The organism is Microbacterium longlingense (genome assembly GCF_058349825.2).
Map to the genome: position 1 here is coordinate 82,699 of NZ_JBYRJA020000006.1, position 17,919 is coordinate 100,617.

15 protein-coding genes are annotated in these 17,919 nt (G+C 68.6%); 7 read left to right on the top strand and 8 right to left on the bottom strand.

Features of this window, described 5'->3' with window-relative positions:
* Positions 1-4: 4 nt before the first annotated feature.
* Entirely contained in the window at positions 5-778 is a 774-nt protein-coding gene (locus tag AC3RXY_RS10150; protein WP_491510799.1) for a CPBP family intramembrane glutamic endopeptidase, read from the bottom strand.
* Between the two features lie 293 nt (positions 779-1,071).
* On the opposite strand from AC3RXY_RS10150, the gene AC3RXY_RS10155 reads away from it, so the two are divergent.
* From AC3RXY_RS10155 to typA, 5 genes are all read left to right on the top strand, one after another.
* The gene (locus tag AC3RXY_RS10155; protein ID WP_491510800.1) at positions 1,072-2,055 is read left to right on the top strand and encodes an ABC transporter permease; all 984 of its coding nucleotides are present in this window, start codon (positions 1,072-1,074) and stop codon (positions 2,053-2,055) included.
* 1 nt (position 2,056) lies between these two features.
* The gene (locus tag AC3RXY_RS10160; protein ID WP_491510801.1) at positions 2,057-2,974 is read left to right on the top strand and encodes an ABC transporter permease; all 918 of its coding nucleotides are present in this window, start codon (positions 2,057-2,059) and stop codon (positions 2,972-2,974) included.
* Positions 2,967-5,084: an ABC transporter ATP-binding protein gene (locus AC3RXY_RS10165; RefSeq protein WP_491510802.1), complete on the top strand. Its 2,118-nt coding sequence runs from the start codon at positions 2,967-2,969 to the stop codon at positions 5,082-5,084. The genes AC3RXY_RS10160 and AC3RXY_RS10165 overlap by 8 nt, the downstream gene beginning before the upstream one ends.
* 61 nt (positions 5,085-5,145) lie before the next feature.
* Positions 5,146-6,849 carry an ABC transporter family substrate-binding protein gene (locus tag AC3RXY_RS10170; protein WP_491510803.1) on the top strand — a complete coding sequence of 568 codons (1,704 nt, stop codon included), beginning with the start codon at positions 5,146-5,148 and terminating at the stop codon, positions 6,847-6,849.
* 164 nt (positions 6,850-7,013) lie between these two features.
* Entirely contained in the window at positions 7,014-8,927 is a 1,914-nt protein-coding gene (gene typA / locus AC3RXY_RS10175) for a translational GTPase TypA (RefSeq protein WP_491510804.1), read from the top strand.
* 140 nt (positions 8,928-9,067) lie between these two features.
* On the opposite strand, the gene AC3RXY_RS10180 is transcribed toward typA, so the two are convergent.
* Positions 9,068-9,616 carry a helix-turn-helix domain-containing protein gene (locus tag AC3RXY_RS10180; protein WP_491510805.1) on the bottom strand — a complete coding sequence of 183 codons (549 nt, stop codon included), beginning with the start codon at positions 9,614-9,616 and terminating at the stop codon, positions 9,068-9,070.
* A 64-nt stretch (positions 9,617-9,680) separates the two neighbouring features.
* Between AC3RXY_RS10180 and AC3RXY_RS10185 the strand changes: the two genes are divergently transcribed.
* Together AC3RXY_RS10185 and AC3RXY_RS10190 are read left to right on the top strand one after the other, a co-directional pair.
* Positions 9,681-10,427 (top strand): AzlC family ABC transporter permease, encoded by a 747-nt coding sequence (locus tag AC3RXY_RS10185; RefSeq protein WP_491510806.1) that lies wholly within the window; start codon positions 9,681-9,683, stop codon positions 10,425-10,427.
* Positions 10,424-10,738: an AzlD domain-containing protein gene (locus AC3RXY_RS10190; RefSeq protein ID WP_491510807.1), complete on the top strand. Its 315-nt coding sequence runs from the start codon at positions 10,424-10,426 to the stop codon at positions 10,736-10,738. Before AC3RXY_RS10185 ends, AC3RXY_RS10190 begins: the two co-directional genes overlap by 4 nt.
* A 65-nt stretch (positions 10,739-10,803) precedes the next feature.
* Here AC3RXY_RS10190 and AC3RXY_RS10195 read toward each other — a convergent pair whose 3' ends face one another.
* The 6 genes from AC3RXY_RS10195 to AC3RXY_RS10220 are packed head-to-tail and all read right to left on the bottom strand — an operon-like array spanning position 10,804 to position 17,857.
* Entirely contained in the window at positions 10,804-12,150 is a 1,347-nt protein-coding gene (locus tag AC3RXY_RS10195) for an ABC transporter substrate-binding protein (RefSeq protein ID WP_491510808.1), read from the bottom strand.
* 41 nt (positions 12,151-12,191) lie between these two features.
* Positions 12,192-13,400: a branched-chain amino acid ABC transporter permease gene (locus tag AC3RXY_RS10200; RefSeq protein ID WP_491510809.1), complete on the bottom strand. Its 1,209-nt coding sequence runs from the start codon at positions 13,398-13,400 to the stop codon at positions 12,192-12,194.
* Positions 13,397-14,335: a branched-chain amino acid ABC transporter permease gene (locus AC3RXY_RS10205; RefSeq protein ID WP_491510810.1), complete on the bottom strand. Its 939-nt coding sequence runs from the start codon at positions 14,333-14,335 to the stop codon at positions 13,397-13,399. The genes AC3RXY_RS10200 and AC3RXY_RS10205 overlap by 4 nt, the downstream gene beginning before the upstream one ends.
* Positions 14,332-16,200, bottom strand: coding sequence for an AMP-dependent synthetase/ligase (locus tag AC3RXY_RS10210; protein ID WP_491510811.1), 1,869 nt, complete (start codon positions 16,198-16,200; stop codon positions 14,332-14,334). Before AC3RXY_RS10210 ends, AC3RXY_RS10205 begins: the two co-directional genes overlap by 4 nt.
* Entirely contained in the window at positions 16,197-17,084 is an 888-nt protein-coding gene (locus AC3RXY_RS10215) for an ABC transporter ATP-binding protein (protein WP_491510812.1), read from the bottom strand. The genes AC3RXY_RS10210 and AC3RXY_RS10215 overlap by 4 nt, the downstream gene beginning before the upstream one ends.
* Entirely contained in the window at positions 17,072-17,857 is a 786-nt protein-coding gene (locus tag AC3RXY_RS10220) for an ABC transporter ATP-binding protein (protein ID WP_491510813.1), read from the bottom strand. Before AC3RXY_RS10220 ends, AC3RXY_RS10215 begins: the two co-directional genes overlap by 13 nt.
* Positions 17,858-17,919: the final 62 nt, after the last annotated feature.

Consider the following 17,919-nt stretch of genomic DNA (forward strand, 5'->3'; position numbering starts at 1 on the left):
CGGATCAGGCGGGGAGGCCGAACAGGTCCGGCCATGCGGCCGCGGCCCACGGGTGTCCGACGAACGCCACGGCGTCGATGAGGAAGTGCGCCACCAGGAACGGCATCAGCCGTCCGGAGCGCGCGTAGAGCCAGCCGAAGAGCAGCCCCATCGCGAGGTTTCCCACGAAGGCGCCCGGCCCCTGATAGACGTGATAGCTGGCGCGGAGCACCGCGGTCGCGACGATGATCTGCCACGGACCCCAGCCCAGGTCGCGGAGCCGGGCGAACAGGTAGCCGAGCAGCACGACCTCCTCGGTGAGGGATGCGCGAGCGGCCCACAGGAGCAGCACGGGAATCGTCCACCAGTGCGGGTCGAGCCCGCCGGGGTTGACCGCTGCGAACCAGCCCATCGCGCGCCCGAAGGCGTACAGTGCCAGGCCGGGGACGCCGATCACCGCGACCAGCAGGACGCCGGCGCGGATGTCGCGCACCGGGTGCGTGCCGTCGAGTCCCAGGCGCCCGAGACGGGGCGCGCGCGGCCGCCAGAGCAGGAAGCAGACCAGCAGCACGGGCACCAGTGAGAACGCGACCGCGAGAAGCTGATAGACCAGGTCGAACGCCGCGCGATCGCTCAGGGACGGGATCAGCGTCTGGGTCTGCGCCGCCAGCGGAACCTCGGCGGTGAGCATCCGCACCAGCTCGACCGTCGCATAGACGGCGGACTTGCCGAGCCCGAATGCGAGCACGATGCCGATCTCCCACCACAGGCGGGCACGGGAGGGGCAGGTCTCTGGCACGCCCCATGCTAACGCCGGACGGGGCGGCGCGCGCTGGCGTCATCGTGTGTGTTCCGAGGGTGCACCGGCGGGGTGACCCTGCTCCCGCGGTCGGCGGAATTTTTCCGGTCCTGGGGTGGACCGGACAAGACCGCTCGGGTGAATGGGAAACGTCTTTGTCGTAAACATCCAAGGGTTCGTGTCGGACCGCGGCCAGTGCGGCCGGCGTGTCTAAGCTTTTCGGGTTGCCCCAATCGACCGCCATTCGTGGTGCTTCCGGGGCGACCCTGACAATGATCGTCACGAGGGGGGCCATGCTCGCATACGTCATGCGAAGGTTCGCGCACTACGCGTTCCTCAGCCTCATCGCAACGTGTCTGGCCTACATTCTGGCGAGCACGCTGCTGGACCCGGCGCAGCGCTACTACGGGATGAACCCCCGGCCGCCCCAAGCGTCGATCGATGCCAAGCTCGACGAGATGGGCGTCAACCCCGACGTGCCCGTCGTCGCGCGCATGTGGGCCTGGCTGGTGCACCTGTTCACGCGCTTCTCGCTCGGCATCAGCGTGAACGGGCAGGAGGTCATGACCGAGATCGGCGCGCGCGCGGGCACGAGCCTGCGCCTGCTGCTGATCGGCTCGATCATCGGTGCCGTGCTGGGCGTCGTGCTCGGCGTGTGGGGCGCGGTGCGCCAGTACAAGCTCAGCGACCAGATCATCAGCTACGGCTCGTACCTGGTCTTCGCGACGCCGACCTTCGTGATCGGCGTGCTGCTGATGATCGGCGCGACGGCCTTCAACAACCTCGTCGGCAGCCAGGTCATCCGTTTCACCGGCGAGTACACCGCCGGGCTCTCCGGGAGCCCGGGCGAGATGTTCCTCGACCGCGTGATCCACCTCCTGCTGCCCACGATCGCCCTCGTCCTGATAGGCGCGGCGACCTACTCCCGCTATCAGCGCGCGGCGATGCTCGACATTCTCGGTGCCGACTACATCCGCACCGCCCGCAGCAAGGGTCTGCGCCGCAACAAGGCGCTGTTCATGCACGGCGTGCGTCTCGCGCTCATCCCGATGTCCACGTTCTTCGCCTACAGCTTCGGAACCCTCATGGCGGGCTCGGCGATGCTCGAGATCGTCTTCAGCTGGCGGGGCATGGGGGAGTACATGCTCATGGCCGTCAACAACAACGACGTCAACGCGATCGCGGGGTTCACGCTGTTCACCGCCGTACTCGTGCTGATCTCCTCGACGCTGTCGGAGATCATCTACGCCGCGCTCGACCCGCGGGTGAGGAGCTGAGATGACGACGCCGATCGAGGAGGAGATCCTCATCGAGCCGGGGCAGCAGGCTCCGCAGCGCAAGCCGATCTCGCGCGCTGGACTGATCTGGATGCGCCTGCGTCGGATGCCGCGCTTCTGGGTGGGCGCCTCGCTGCTGGCCGCGATCGTCCTGTGGGCGGTCCTGGGGCCGCTGCTCTACCCCTATGGCCCCACTGACCGCGACGCGCTGAACATGAACATGGGGCCGACCATGCTCCACTGGTTCGGAACCAACGCGATCGGCCAGGACCTCTATGCGCAGACGCTCTCCGGCCTGCAGAAGTCGCTCATCATCGGCAGCGTCGCCGGGGTCCTTGCGACGCTGCTGGCGGCGTTCGTCGGCTCGACAGCCGGTTACCTCGGCGGGTGGCCGGACAAGATCATCGGTTGGGTGATCCATCTGCTGCTGGTGATCCCGGGGTTCTTCCTGTTCGTGCTCCTGAGCCCGCTCGTGCGCGGAATGTCCTGGGTGGCGATGACGGTCTTCCTGGCGATCTTCAGCTGGATGATCATGGCCCAGGTCGTGCGCAACCAGACGCGCTCGCTGCGGGACCGCGACTTCGTCCGCGCGGCCCGCTACATGGGGATGCCGACGGGGAAGATCCTGCGCCGGCACATCATCCCCAACGTCGCATCGATCCTGATCGTCGACGCCACGCTGGGCATCGTCATGGCGATCATGTCGGAGACCTCGCTGAGCTACTTCGGCTTCGGGGTGCAGAAGCCCGAGGTGTCGCTCGGAACGCTGCTCGCCGCGGGAACCGCAGCAGCCACCACGCGTCCGTGGCTGTTCGTGTTCCCCGCGATGGTGCTCACCGCCCTCTTGCTCGCCATCAGCCTCGTCGGCGACGCCCTCCGCGACGCCATCGATCCGACGTCGGGGGTCAACCGTGCCTGAACTTTTCTCCTCGCCCCCGACCCGTTCGTCCGCCCCGATCCTGTCGGTGCGTGACCTCTCGGTCAGCTTCCCGCAGCGGGGAGGCGCCACCGTGCAGGCGGTCCGTGGCATCTCCTACGACGTGCACCCGGGAGAGTTCCTCGGGATCGTCGGCGAGTCGGGATCCGGCAAATCGGTCTCCTCGCTCGCGGTCATGGGCCTGCTGCCCTCGACGGCGCAGATCAGCGGCGCGATCGAGTTCGAGGGGCGTTCCCTGATCGGGATGGGCGATGCGGAGTTCTCCCGCATCCGCGGCAAGCACCTTTCGATGATCTTCCAGGATCCGCTGTCTGCTCTCACGCCGGTCTACACCGTCGGTGCGCAGATCGTCGAAGCGCTGCGGTTGCACGACCGCAGGCTCTCCGAGCAGGCGGCGCACGCCCGAGCGGTCGAACTGCTGCGCACGGTCGGCATCCCTGACCCTGAGCGGCGCGCGCGCGCCTTCCCGCACGAGTACTCGGGCGGGATGCGGCAGCGTGCCATGATCGCGATGGCGATCGCCAATGACCCGCAGGTCATCATCGCAGACGAGCCGACCACGGCCCTCGACGTCACGATCCAGGCGCAGGTGCTCGAGGTGCTCGAGAAGGCCAAGGAGCTCACCGGCGCCGCTGTCGTGCTCATCACGCATGACCTCGGCGTGGTCGCCGGCCATGCCGATCGCGTCGGCGTGATGTACGCCGGCCGCCTGGTGGAGCTCGGCACGACACACGAGGTGTTCCATCGCCCCCAGATGCCGTACTCCGTCGGCCTGCTCCGTTCCGTCCCGAACATGCTTACTGCGGGCACCGAACGACTCGTGCCGCTCGAAGGGCGGCCGCCGTCGCTGGCAGACCTGCCGGCCGGGTGCCCGTTCGCCGCACGCTGCCCGATCGCGATCGACGCCTGCCGGGAGATCGAACCTGATCTCATCGCCCGCAACCCGGCGGAACCGATCCATGTCTCCGCCTGCATTCGCGGCGAGGAGATCGCCTCCGGTGCGCTGACCCGCGGTGAGATCTTCCCGCGTCCGGAGCCTCTGCCCCCGCACGAGCGCGCGGACCTGGGCGAGGCGCCTCTCATCGAGGTGCAGGGGTTGAAGAAGCACTTCCCCCTGACGAAGGGCGGCGTCTTCGCCCGCCGGGTCGGCACCGTCCGGGCCGTGGACGGGGTCTCCTTCACGCTCCGTCCTGGCCGCACGATGGGCCTGGTAGGCGAGTCCGGTTGCGGCAAGACGACGACGATCCTCGAGCTGCTCGAGATGACCCCGCCGCAGGAGGGCAAGATCGTCATCGCGGGCGTCGACATCTCTCGCGCCAGCCGCGCCCAGATCCGCGCGCTCCGGAAGGACCTGCAGATCGTCTTCCAGGATCCGATGGGCGCCATCGATCCGCGATTGCCGATCGGCGAGGTCATCACCGAGGCCCTCGAGGTGCAGGGCGCCAGCCGGAAGGAGCGCGATCGCCGCGCCCTCGAGCTTCTCGACATCGTGGGGCTCGACCCTGCGATGAGCGACCGATATCCGCACGAGTTCTCGGGCGGCCAGCGTCAGCGCATCGGCATCGCACGAGCGCTGGCGACCAACCCTGCTGTCGTGGTGCTCGACGAGCCGGTGTCCGCTCTGGACGTATCGATCCAGGCGGGCGTGATCAATCTGCTCGACGAGCTCAAGGAGCGACTCGGGCTGTCGTATATCTTCGTTGCGCACGATCTCGCTGTCGTCCGGCAGATCGCTGACGACGTGGCGGTGATGTACCTGGGTGCCGTGGTGGAGCAGGGGCCCATCGACGAGGTCTTCGACCGGCCGCAGCATCCCTACACCAAGGCGCTCATCTCGGCGGCGCCGATCCCCGACCCCGATATCGAACGCGGTCGCCGGCGGATCCTCCTCTCCGGAGATCTGCCCAGCCCGACCCAGCGGGTGGAGGGATGCCGGTTCCGCACCCGCTGCCCCCTCTATCTGCTTCTGGACGAGCCGCGCCGTGCGCTGTGCGTTCAGGAGGACCCCGCGCTGCGCCCCCACGGCGCCGCGCACGTGGCCTGCCACCACACCGACGTCTCGTCGATGCTCGACGAGGCCAGGGTGGGCTAGCCGCACCCCAGCCGGCGGTGCGATGCATCGCCGGTGCACCGAAGAAGAGAGGAAAGATCGCATGAGAACGCGACGCACCAATGTGCTCGGCTCCCTCGCGCTGATCGCAGCGGCGGCCCTCGTGGTCACCGGCTGCGCTCCCGGGAACACCGCCCCGGAGGGCGATGGCAACGGCAACGGCGGCGGCTCGTCTGAGACGGCTTCGCTGCCCAACAGTGCGTGGGTCGTGGCCGCGCCGGACGACATCCAGGACGGCGGCACCGTCACCCTGGCCGTGAGCCAGTGGGCCGCGAACTGGAACAACCTCCACGTCGATGGCAACGAGGTCAACACCAACCAGATGATCATGCCGACGCTCGGTGGCCCGCTCAAGGCCCTCGACGACGGATCGTTCGAGGTCAACCCGGACTACGCCGAGTCGGTCGAGCTGACCGGCGAGGACCCCCAGGTCGTCGAGCTCAAGCTCAACCCGAAGGCGGTCTGGGAAGACGGCACCCCGATCACCGCAGCCGACTGGATCGCCACGTGGAAGGCGCTGAACGGCACCAACCCCGACTTCGCGCCGGCCTCCACCGAGGGCTGGCAGCAGGTCTCCAGCGTCGCGCAGGGCGATGACGAGTTCGATGTCGTGGTCACCTTCTCGTCGGTGTACGCCGACTGGGAGTCGCTGTTCGGCCAGGTCCTCAAGGCCGATATCGCCTCTGACCCTGCCGTGTTCAACGACGGCTACCGCACGCAGATGATGCCGTCCAGCGGCCCCTTCAAGGTGGCCAAGCTCGACAACACCGGCCAGGTGCTCACTCTGGAGCGCAACCCGGCGTGGTGGGGCGAGCCGGCCAAGCTCGACACCGCCATCTTCCGCTACGTGAGCATGGATCAGCAGGGTGCGTCCTTCGCCAACGGCGAGATCGATGCGCTGGAGATCTCGGCGAGCGCCGACCTCTACGAGACCGCGAAGAGCCGCTCCGACGCCGACATCCAGGCCGCCAACGGCGTCACCTGGACCCACGTCACGATGAACGCCAAGGAGGGTCCGCTCTCCGACGTGAACGTCCGCAAGGCCGTCGCCTCGATCGTGAACCGTGAGCAGATCGCCGCGGCCGCGAACACGCCCGTCGGCGTGCCGCCGGTGACCCAGGGCGATTACATCTTCATGAACGGTCAGGACGGCTACCAGGACAAGTCCTACCCGCACGACCTCGACGCGGCAGCCGGGTTCCTCGAAGAGGCCGGCTACGTCAAGGAGGGCGACGCGTGGAGCAAGGACGGCGAGAAGCTGACGCTCTCGGTCACCGTCCCGGCCGACACCGTGACCAACGTGCAGCGCGCCGAGCAGATCCAGGCGGACCTGAGCGAGTTCGGCATCCCGGTGAAGCTCGACTCGGTGCCGGCGAACGACTACTTCTCGAGCTACGTCATCCCGGGTGACTTCGAGATGGTCACGTTCTCCTGGCAGGGCACGCAGTTCCCGATCTCGTCGTCGCGGGCGCTGTTCTACCCGCTCGACTCTGAGTCCAACTTCACCGGCACGACCGATGACAGCCTCGGACCGCTGTGGGAGAAGGCGAACAGCGAGCTCGACCCGGCAGAGCGGATCAAGATCGCGAACGAGATCAACGAGACCATCTGGGAGTACGTCCCGATGTTCCCCGTTGCCCCGCTGCCCAACGTCTGGGCGGTCAAGGACGGTCTCGTCAACTACGGTGCGACCATGTTCGGTGTCTCCCGCGTCGCCGACTGGACGATCGTGGGCTGGGCCAAGTGACCTGATCGCTGATCGTTGATCGGGAGGGGCGGATGCTGCGGCATCCGCCCCTCCTCTGTGTGCGGGGCGCGCGGCCTCGGAGGTGGCTGGGGGAGCATACAGGAGCGTGCGATATCCTGGAACGTCGGCATCCCGGCGCTTCCCAACCCTGCTAGGACACCCCTATGGCGCATGCCCTCCGCTCTGACCTCCGAAACGTCGCGATCGTCGCCCACGTCGACCACGGCAAGACAACGCTCGTGGACGCGATGCTCCGGCAGACGGGCTCCTTCGGCGAGCACGCCCACGTCGAAGAGCGTGCGATGGACTCGAACGACCTCGAGCGTGAGAAGGGCATCACGATCCTCGCCAAGAACACGGCGATCACGTACAACGGTGCCCACAGCGAGACCCCGGTGACGATCAACGTCATCGACACCCCGGGCCACGCCGACTTCGGCGGCGAGGTCGAGCGTGGCCTGTCGATGGTCGACGGCGTCGTGCTCCTCGTCGACGCGAGCGAGGGGCCGCTCCCGCAGACCCGTTTCGTGCTGCGCAAGGCGCTCGAGGCGAAGCTCCCCGTCATCCTCCTGGTCAACAAGACCGATCGTCCGGACGCGCGGATCGCGGAGGTCGAGGAGGAGGCCCACGACCTGCTGCTCGGCCTGGCCAGCGATCTCGTCGACGACGTGCCCGACCTCGACGTCGACGCCCTGCTCGACGTTCCGGTCGTCTATGCCTCCGGCCGTGCCGGTGCGGCGTCGCGCAACCGGCCGGAGAACGGCGAACTGCCGGACAACGACGACCTCGAGCCGCTGTTCGAGGCGATCCTCGAGCACGTTCCCGCGCCGTCCTACGACGATGAGGCCCCGCTGCAGGCATGGGTCACCAACCTCGACTCCTCGCCCTTCCTCGGTCGTCTCGCGCTGCTGCGCGTCTTCAACGGCACGCTACGCAAGGGGCAGACCGTCGCGTGGGTGCGTCATGACGGCTCCCGCTCGAACGCTCGCATCACCGAGCTGCTCAAGACCCGCGCGCTCGAGCGCTACCCCGCCGACGACGCCGGCCCCGGCGACATCGTCGCGATCGCCGGTATCGAAGAGATCACCATCGGCGAGACCATCGCCGACCCGGAGGATGTCCGCCCGCTGCCCGCGATCACGGTCGATGACCCGGCGATCTCGATGACGGTCGGCACCAACACCTCGCCGCTGGTCGGCAAGGTCAAGGGGCACAAGCTCACCGCCCGCATGGTGAAGGACCGCCTGGACCGTGAGCTGATCGGCAACGTGTCGCTCAACGTGGTCGACATCGGCCGTCCGGACGCGTGGGAGGTGCAGGGCCGCGGTGAGCTCGCGCTCGCGATCCTCGTCGAGAACATGCGCCGCGAGGGCTTCGAGCTCACCGTCGGCAAGCCCCAGGTGGTCACCCGCCGTGGCGAGGACGGCAAGCTCAAGGAACCCTACGAGCACCTCACGATCGACGTGCCCGAGGAGTACCTCGGCTCGATCACGCAGCTCCTCGCCGCGCGCAAGGGCCGCATGGAGGGCATGACCAACCATGGCACCGGTTGGGTGCGTATGGAGTTCGTCGTGCCGTCGCGCGGCCTGATCGGTTTCCGCACCGAGTTCATGTCGATCACCCGCGGCACCGGCATCGCCAACGCGATCTCGCACGGCTATGACGACTGGGCCGGCCAGATCGTGGCCCGCGCGTCCGGGTCGATCGTCGCCGACCGCGCCGGCGTCGCGACCCCGTTCGCGATGATGGCCCTCCAGGAGCGCATGAGCTTCTTCGTGCAGCCCACCGAGGAGGTCTACGAGGGCATGGTCGTGGGCGAGAACACCCGCGCCGACGACATGGACGTCAACATCACCAAGGAGAAGAAGCTCACCAACATGCGCTCCTCCACGGCGGACGAGCTGGAGAAGCTCACCCCGCCGCGCCAGCTCTCGCTGGAGGAGTGCCTGGAGTTCGCCCGCGACGACGAATGCGTCGAGGTGACGCCAGAGAAGGTGCGCATCCGCAAGGTGATCCTGGACCAGACCGAGCGCGCCCGCGCGATCTCGCGTCAGAAGCGCCAGGACGCGAACGTCTGACCTGCGTCATCGAACGCCCCGTCCGCGATCCGCGGGCGGGGCGCTCGTGTCTTCTGTCACGCGCGATCAGCGCATGCGGGCTGATACCGGTCCGTCCCGGCTCGCCGGTCGCAGGCGGTCGGCGCGATGCGCCCCCGGCGTCAGCGCAGCTCGGAGATCAGCACGGCGCTCGTGCCGGGAGCTGTCGCCTCGAAGACGTGGGGCACGTCGCCGGGGTAGCAGAGGTAGTCGCCCGGGCTCAGCAGCTCGGTGGCGTCGACCGGGCCGATCCGCGCGGCTCCGGAGATCAGCACGACGTGCTCGATCGTCCCGGGGTTGTGCGGGTCCGAGCGGCGCGGCTCCTCGGGCTCGGCGCGGATGACGTAGAGGTCGCGGCGTGCGCCGGGCGGGCACACCGAGAGCAGGGTGGCGCTGTAGGCGGCGACCGCGGCAGGCACGCTGGCGTGCTCGTCAGCGCGGATCAGAGTGGGCAGCTGCGCCGGCTGCTCGACGAGCGCCGAGAAGGGCACCCCGAGCGCGACGCCCAGGGCCCAGAGCGTTTCGACGCTGGGGTTGCCCGCTCCCGTCTCGAGCTGGGACACGGTCGCCTTCGACAGGTTCGCGCGCCGCGCCAGTTCTGACACCGAGAGTCCCGAGGCCTCGCGCTCGCGGCGGAGCGCGTGGGCGATGCGGCTGCGGAGGTCGTCCATCTGTTCAGTATGTCAAACGATCGTTCGCTTGACGAGACTCGATCGTCCGTTCAGAATGACAGTCATGCGTTCATCGAAACGAACGGATGCCGAGCGCACCGCCTGGCGTCAGGGGATCGCCGTCGCGCTCGCGACGAGTGCCTACGGCGTCTCGTTCGGCGCGCTCGCCGTGGCCGCCGGGCTGGACATCTGGCAGACCTGCGTGCTGAGCCTGGTGATGTTCACCGGGGGGTCGCAGTTCGCCTTCATCGGCGTCTTCGGCTCCGGCGGCCTGACCGCCCTGCCGGCGGCTGTTGCGTCCGCGGCGCTGCTGGGGGTGCGCAACGCCGCCTACAGCATGCGCATGTCGCCGGTGATCGGCGCGGGGGGCTGGCGGCGTGCGGCGGCGGTGCCGTTCACGATCGATGAGTCGGTGGCCGTGTCGCTGTCGCAGAGCGAGCCGCGCGCGCGGCAGATAGGCTTCTGGGTCACCGGCATCGGCATCTATCTGGGATGGAACGCCACGACCCTCGCCGGCGCGCTCCTGGGCGACGTCCTCGGCGACCCGCGCGCCTACGGGCTGGACGCCGCGGCGGCGGCGGCCTTCCTCGCGCTGCTGTGGCCGCGGCTGCGCCAGCGGCAGGCGATCGCGGTCGGGATCGCGGCCGCGGTGGTGGCGACGGTGCTCACGCCGGTCCTGATCCCCGGCCTTCCGGTCATGGTGGCCGCGCTCGTCGCCCTGGTGGTCGGCTGGTTCAACCTGGTGGCATCCCCCGAACCGATCGGGGGAGAGGCGCCGCCCGCGGCGCCGAGCGGAGGGGAGCGGGCATGACCCTGTGGAACGCGGTGCTGCTGGCCGCCTGCCTGTGCGTCGCCCTCAAAGGCATCGGATACCTCGTGCCCCCCGGGGTGCTCGAAGCGCCGCGCCCAGCGCGCATCGCAGACCTGCTCACCGTCGCGCTGCTCGCCGCCCTCGTGGCGGTGCAGTCCCTGGCCGTCGGGCAGGAGATCGTGGTGGATGCGCGGGTGCCCGCTGTGCTGGTCGCCGGGGTCCTGCTCTGGCTGCGGCAGTCTTTCCTGGTCGTGGTGTTCGCCGCCGCGCTGACCGCCGCCGGGCTGCGCGCGATCGGGCTCGCCGGCTGACGCGGAAAAGACGAGGGGGATGCCGCGGCTGCGGCATCCCCCTCTCCCGGTTTCCCGGGCGCTGACTAGTGCGACGCCACGCAGGCGGCGGAGTAGTCGGTCTTGTCGAACGTCGGACCGGCGTACTCGGACGCGATCGTGCGCAGGCCCAGCTCGACCTCGGCATCCGGCTGGCCGATGTTCACGGTCTGCTGCGCGTTGGTCTGCACGTCTCCGCCGTAGACGTGCTGCGGCGCCAGACCGGCGTAGTCGACCTCCAGGCCGTCGACCACGGCGCGGATGCCCTCGGGAGTCACATCGCCGGCCGCGGTGGCCGCCTCGAGCGCCGCCTTGAACGGGTATCCGATGGACCAGCCGATGATGTATCCGGCGTTGGCCGGCGCCTTGCCGCCCAGCGACTCCTTGATGTCAGCCATCCCGGTGCTGTCGCCGTCCCAGTTCTCGTAGGGGCTCATGTGGTTGTAGAGCGCGGTGAGCGCGGGAGCTGCCGCGGACTGCAGCAGGGCGCCGTTCCACGTCGGCAGCGCGCCGAGGAAGCGCCCGGTGAAGCCGCTCGCGGCGAGCTTGCCCACGATCTCGGCGGTCTCGGCAGGGCCGACGGCGAGCACGACCACGTCCGGGCTGCCCGCGAGGACCGCCGAGACGACGCCGTCCTGGTTGCCGACGACCTGGTTCGGGCCGGTGCCGATCGCCTCCAGCGCCGTCGCGCCGTTGGCCTCTGCCCAGCGCCGCACACCCTCGGCGGAGTCGCCGCCGTAGTCGCCCGGGTAGCCGACGGCCTGCACCGTGGCGGGTGCGGACTGGTTCTCGGCGAACCAGTCGAGCCCGACGATGGCCTCGGTGCAGTAGGAGTAGCCGGTCTCCATGACGATGCCGGAGTCGCTCTCGTCGAAGGCGAAGCCCGACCACCAGGTCGTCGGGACGGCGACGAGGCTGCGGTTGATCATGTCCTCGAGCACCGACTCGGTGTTCACGGTGCCGAGCGTCTGCGCGATGCCGGCGATGTTGCTGGCGATCTGCTGGTACTGCGCGGCGTGCTCGGCCGGCTGGTACTTGGTGTCGCGGGTGTAGGCGTCGATGTCGATGTCGTACCCGCCGATGCCGCCGTCCTCGTTGACCTTCTTCCAGAACGCGCGCTGACCGTCGGTGATCGGGACGGCGAGCGCCGCGAACGGGCCTTCTGTGAGGTCGGAGAGCACGCCGAGGTAGATGCACCCGTTGTCGGGGTTGACGCCGTCGGGGCACGGTTCTGCGGTCACGCCCTGCCCGGTCTTGATCGTCGCGGAATCGCTCGGCGACTCGGATGCCGCCGGCGGGGATGTGCTGTCGTCGACCGCCGTGCAGGCGGTCAGGGCCAGAAGGCCCACGGCCGAGAGGGCAAGTGCCATGCGGCCACGTTGACGCGATGTCATGCTGTGCTCCTTGGTGAGGTGCGGATGGGTGTTCAGTTGTGTCAGTACGAGAACGGCCAGGCTTTGAAGTAGTTGCGCACGCGCACCCAGAGCCCGTACAGCCCTCGTGGCTCGAGCGTGATGAACACGATGATCAGCACGCCGAAGATGATGGTCTGCAGCTGGAAGACGTTGATGATGCCGCCGCTGGACACGCTGATCCAGGGGATCACGTGCGTCAGCTCTTCGAGGATGCGGGGCAGCAGTACCACGAAGCACGCGCCGATGATCGTGCCCGAGATGGTCGCGATCCCGCCGATGACCACCACGGCCAGGAAATCGATCGACAGGAACAGGCTCCACGTCTCGGGCGAGATCCGCCCGACCAGGATCGAGAAGAGCGCTCCGGCGACGCCGGCGAACGCGGAGGAGAGCGTGAAGGCCAGAGTCTTGGTGCGCAGCAGGTTCACCCCCATCACCTCGGCGGCGATGTCGCGGTCGCGCACCGCGGCGAAGGCCCGGCCGTAGCGGCCGCGGACGAGGTTGCGCGCGGCGATGGCCATGCCGATCAGCAGGACGAGCGTGAGCAGCATGAACGAGACATGCGGCGGGATCAGCAGGGGCCCGATCGCGTACGTCTTGTTCAGATCGATGCCGAACAGCGTGCGCTGCGCGACGCCGCGCCCCACGCCCTGGCCGCCTGTGATCGGGACGAGGATCTTGAACAGGTGCTCGCCGAGGATCAGCAGGCCCAGGGTGAGGATGGCCAGGTACAGACCGCGCACCCGCGTCGCCAGCGGGGCGACGATGAGACCGACGAGGCCCGGGACGATCGCGGCGGCCGGCAGCACGATCGCGAGGTCCAGGCCGAGGCCCCAGGTGTTCCCACCCGGTCGCCCGCCCAGCACGGCGGCGGTGTAGGCCCCCAGGCCGAGGAAGAACGCGTGGCCGAGGGAGACCTGGCCGGCGTAGCCGGTGAGCAGGTTCAGCCCGATCCCGCCGATCGCATAGATCATCGCCATCGTCAGCAGGTAGGTCAGGTCGGCGGCGATCAGGAAGGGCGACGCAGCGACCAGGACCACCAGCCCGATGGTCCACCACAGCTTCGCCGGGGTGTTCCACAGCGCCTGGTCGGCGGCGTAGCTGGTGTACACACCACTTCGTCCCCGGGAGACGCGCCGGGAGACGCGGCCGCGCGCTCCCTCGAAGTCGATCCGCTCGGATCGTCCGGTGAGCCGGCGCGACGTCTCGGTCTTGGCTGCGATGGTCATACGCGCTGCACCTCCCGGGTGCCGAACAGGCCGTAGGGCCGGATCAGGAGCACCACCAGCATGATCAGATAGGGGACGACGTTCTCAAAGTTGTTGCCGAGCCACGGCGCGAGCGTCGGCTGGTAGGTCTTGGTGAGCGCCATCGCGAGACCGACGGTGAGGCCGCCGAGCACAGCGCCCTTGAGCGAGTCCAGGCCGCCGATGATGATCGCCGGCAGCGCCACGAGGGCGAAGAACGCATCCGTCGCCTGGATGACGGAGCCGTTGGCCGCCAGCAGGGCGCCGGCCAGGGCCACCAGGCCGCCGCCGATCGCCCACGAGATCGAGAACATCCGGCCGACGTTGATGCCCTGGGCCAGCGACGTCTCCTGGTCGAGGGAGGTGGCCCGCATCGCCAGACCCATCTTGGAGCGGGCGAGCCACCAGCCCAGCAGGCCGATCACCACCAGGGCGATCACGATCCGGGCGACCGCGCTCTGATAGATCTGCACGCCGCCGGTGCAGCTGACGACGCCGAACGACTCGCCGACTTCGCCGCCCAGGCACAGGGTCTTCAGCTGCCACGGGTCGCCGACGGTGCGGGGGTTGGAGTCGAACAGGCGGAAGGCCAGCACCAGCAGCACGATGAACAGGCCGACCGTGACGATCGCGGCCGAGAACGACGGCCGGCCGACCATCGGCCGGATCGCGACGCGCTCGATGCCGACCGAGAGCAGTGCGAGCACGAGCATCGCCAGCAGCACGGCGGCCCAGAAGGGCAGCCCGGCCTGGGTGGCGAAGACGCTCGTGGCGAAGGCTCCGAGGATCATCAGGGCCGGCTGGGCGAAGTTCAGCACGCCCGTCGCGCGATAGATGATCACGAAGCTCACGGCGATCAGGGCGTAGACACCGCCCTGCCCGAGACCGTTGGCGAGCGAGGAGAGCAGCGTGTTCATCCGTTCCTCCCGAGGTCGGCGCCCGGATACGCGTCGGATCCGGAGTACATGTCGTCGATGAGGTGCGGCACGGTCTTCGCGAACGCCTGGCGCTTGAGCTTCTGGGTCGCGGTGAGCTCGCCGTCCTCGTGGTCGAGCTCCTTGGTGAGCATGCGGATCTTGCGGACCGCTTCGACCCGCGCGAACCGGGTGTTCACCTCGCGCACGACGCCGGAGACCAGCTCGATCACCTCCGGTTTCGTCGACAGGTCGCGGTAGGTGGTGAAGTCCAGGCGCTGTCGCGACGCCCAGTCGGCCACGGTGTCGTACTCGATGCCCACCAGCGCGGTGAGATACGGGCGTTTGTCTCCGATGACGACAGCCTCCTTGACGTAGGGCGAGGCCTTGAGGGCGTTCTCGATCTCGCTCGGCGAGATGTTCTTGCCGCCCGCGGTGATGATGATGTCCTTGATGCGGTCGATGATGCGCAGGTGCGTCCCGTCGACCCATTCGCCCACGTCGCCGGTGTGCAACCAGCCGTCGGCGTCGATCGTCTCCGCGGTGGCCTCCGGCTTGTTCCAGTACCCGACGAAATTGCCCGGATGCCGGGTGAGGACTTCGTTGGTCCCCTCGGCGAGCATCACCTCGGCGTGCGGCTGGGGCTCTCCGACGGTGCCGAGCTTCATCCGGCCGCGGCGGTTGGTCGTGGCGATCGCCGCGTTCTCGGTCATCCCGTACGCCTCGTAGAGGGGGATGCCGATGCCCACGAAGAAAGACAGCACTTCGGGCGAGATCGGCGCGGCGCCCGAGATGGCGTGCGTGACCTTGAGCAGCCCCAGCCGCTTGCGCAGCGGGCGGTACAGCGGAAGATATCCGATGGCGTACAGCAGGCGAGCCTTCGGAGTGAACAGGCCGTCGTGGGCGATGCGCTCTGCGGCGATCACCGCGCTCATCTTCGTCCCGACGCGGTATACGCCGCGCTTGAGCCGCGAGGCCCCGGCCATCTTGATCGCCACGGTCGCCTGGATCTTCTCCCAGATGCGCGGCACGGCGAACAGGATCGTCGGCTGCACGTCTGCGAGGTCGGCGGTGACGGTCTCGATCGACTCGGCGAAGTGCACAACGGTCCGTGTGGTGAGGTTGGCCCACACCGAGATGCCGCGCTCGACCACGTGGGAGAGCGGCAGATACGACAGCAGGACATCGTCCTCGGTCGGTCGTGAGCCCAGCAGCCCATCGTCCAGGGAGAAGATGAACGACGAGAAGGACACGTTGCCGGCGCTGAGCATTCCCCCCTTGGGCGGACCGGTGGTGCCGGAGGTGTAGATGAGGGTGACGATGTCGTCGGGGGAGCGCTCGGCGTCGATCTCCTCGAGCAGCCGGGGGTGTTCGGTTCGGTGTGCCTCGCCGCGGTCGATCAGCTCGTCGATGGTGATGAGCTTCGGGTGCTCGTAGCCGGCGATGCCGCGGCCGTCCAGAACGACGATCCACTCCAGGTCCGGCGCCTGCGGCTCCGCCTCGATCGCCTTGTCGACCTGCTCCTGGTCCTCCGCGATGAGGACCCGGGCGCCGCTGTCGCGCAGCAGATAGATGATCTCGGAAGCAGGGTTGGTCGGATAGAAGCCGACGATCGCGGCGCGCAGGGCGTTCGCCGCCAGATCGGAGAACAGCCACTCCGGCCGGTTCTCCGACTGGATCGCGACCCGGTCGCCGGGGCCGACGCCCAGCGCGGCCAGGCCGTAGGCGATGCGCTCGACCGCGTCGAGATAGGCGCCCCAGGTGATCTCCTGCCAGATGCCGGACTGCTTCACGCGCAGAGCGGTGCGATCGCCGACCTCCGCGGCGGAGGCCTGGAGCAGGCGGATCAGATAGGTGGTGTCGCTCATGCCGTCCCTCCGTTCTCGATGTCCTCGGTCTCGGCCTCGATCACCTGGTTGGCCACCGTGTCGGTCGCCCCGCCGAGATACGCGGAGATCACTGCGGGATCGCGCTGGACCTCGTCCGGGGTGCCGAGCGCGATGCGCCGGCCGAAGTCGATGACCATGATGCGGTCGGCGAGGTCCATCACCAGGCGCATGTCGTGCTCGACCATGATCATCGAGGTGCCCAGCTCGCTGCGGATGTCGAGGATGAACCGCGCCATGTCCTCGGTCTCCTCGGAGTTCATCCCGGCGACCGGTTCGTCCAGCAGCAGCAGCTTCGGCTCCATCGCCAGGGCCCGGCCCAGCTCGATGCGCTTCTTGATGCCGTACGGCAGGATGCCCACCGGAAGGCGCCGGTACGGCGCGAGGCCGAGGAAATCGATGAGGTCTTCCACGTGACGGCGGTTTGCCAGCTCCTCCCGGCGGGAACGGCCGAACCACCACATCCCCTCCGGCCAGGAATAGGACGTCTTCTGGTGACGGCCGAGCAGGAGGTTGTCGAGCACGGTCAGGTTGTCGAACAGCTCGACGTTCTGGAACGTGCGCGCCACGCCGCGGCGGGCGATCTCGTCCGGCGCCTGCCCGAGAAGCGACTCGCCCTCCAGCTCCAGCGTTCCCTCTTGCGGCCGGTACACCCCCGAGATGCAGTTGAACGTGGACGTCTTGCCCGCGCCGTTGGGTCCGATGATGGCGAAGAGCTCTCCCTGGCGCACGTCGAAGGAGATCGCATTGAGCGTCGTCGCCCCGCCGAAGCGCAGCGTCAGGTCACGCGCTTCGAGGAGCGGCTGCGACCGTGCTGCCCGCCGGCTCATCGCCGGTGCCTGGGCCGCCGCGGTCACGACAGCCACCGCTTCCGCCGCTTGTAATGTTTCACGTCTCTGAGGCTCGAAGCGCTCGCGCCGGTGCCCAGGTAGAACTCCCGGATGTCGTCGTCGTCGCGCAGGGCTCTGGCGGGGGCGTCCATCACGATCTTCCCGTTCTCCATGACATAACCGTGGTCGGCGATCGACAGAGCCATCGCCGCGTTCTGCTCCACGAGCAGGACGCCCGTGCCGCTGCGGCGGATCTCCACCACCAGGTCGCGGATGCGCTCGACGACCTGCGGAGCGAGGCCGAGGCTCGGCTCGTCCAGCAGGATGTACTTCGGCTCCGCCATGAGGGCGCGGCCGATCGCGAGCATCTGCTGCTCACCGCCGGAGAGGTAGCCGGCGCGCTGGGCGCGGCGTTCCTTGAGGATCGGGAACATCCCGTAGATCCGCTCGAGCTTCTCCGCGTTCGCCGTCGTCGGCCGCGTGTAGGCGCCCACCCGCAGGTTCTCCTCCACGGTGAACTCGACGAAGACCCGGCGCCCCTCCATCACCTGGCTCACGCCGGCCCGGACCACATCGGCGGCCCGGCGGGTGTCGAGCGGGGCATCGTCTATGGAGACATGGCCGCGCGAGATGCGGCCGCGATGGACGTCGAGAAGGCCGGTCATCGCGCGGAGCAGGGAGGTCTTTCCTGCTCCGTTCGCGCCCAGGAGGGCGACGATCCCATCCCGGGGCACGCGGATACTCGCCCCTTTGACGACGAGCATCACGTCCTCGTACACGACCTCGACGTTGTGCACTGCCAGCGTCATGGCATCCCTTCGGTCACGGCGCTGTGCCTGAAGTTGATTCACCGGCGTCGTTGCCGGATGGC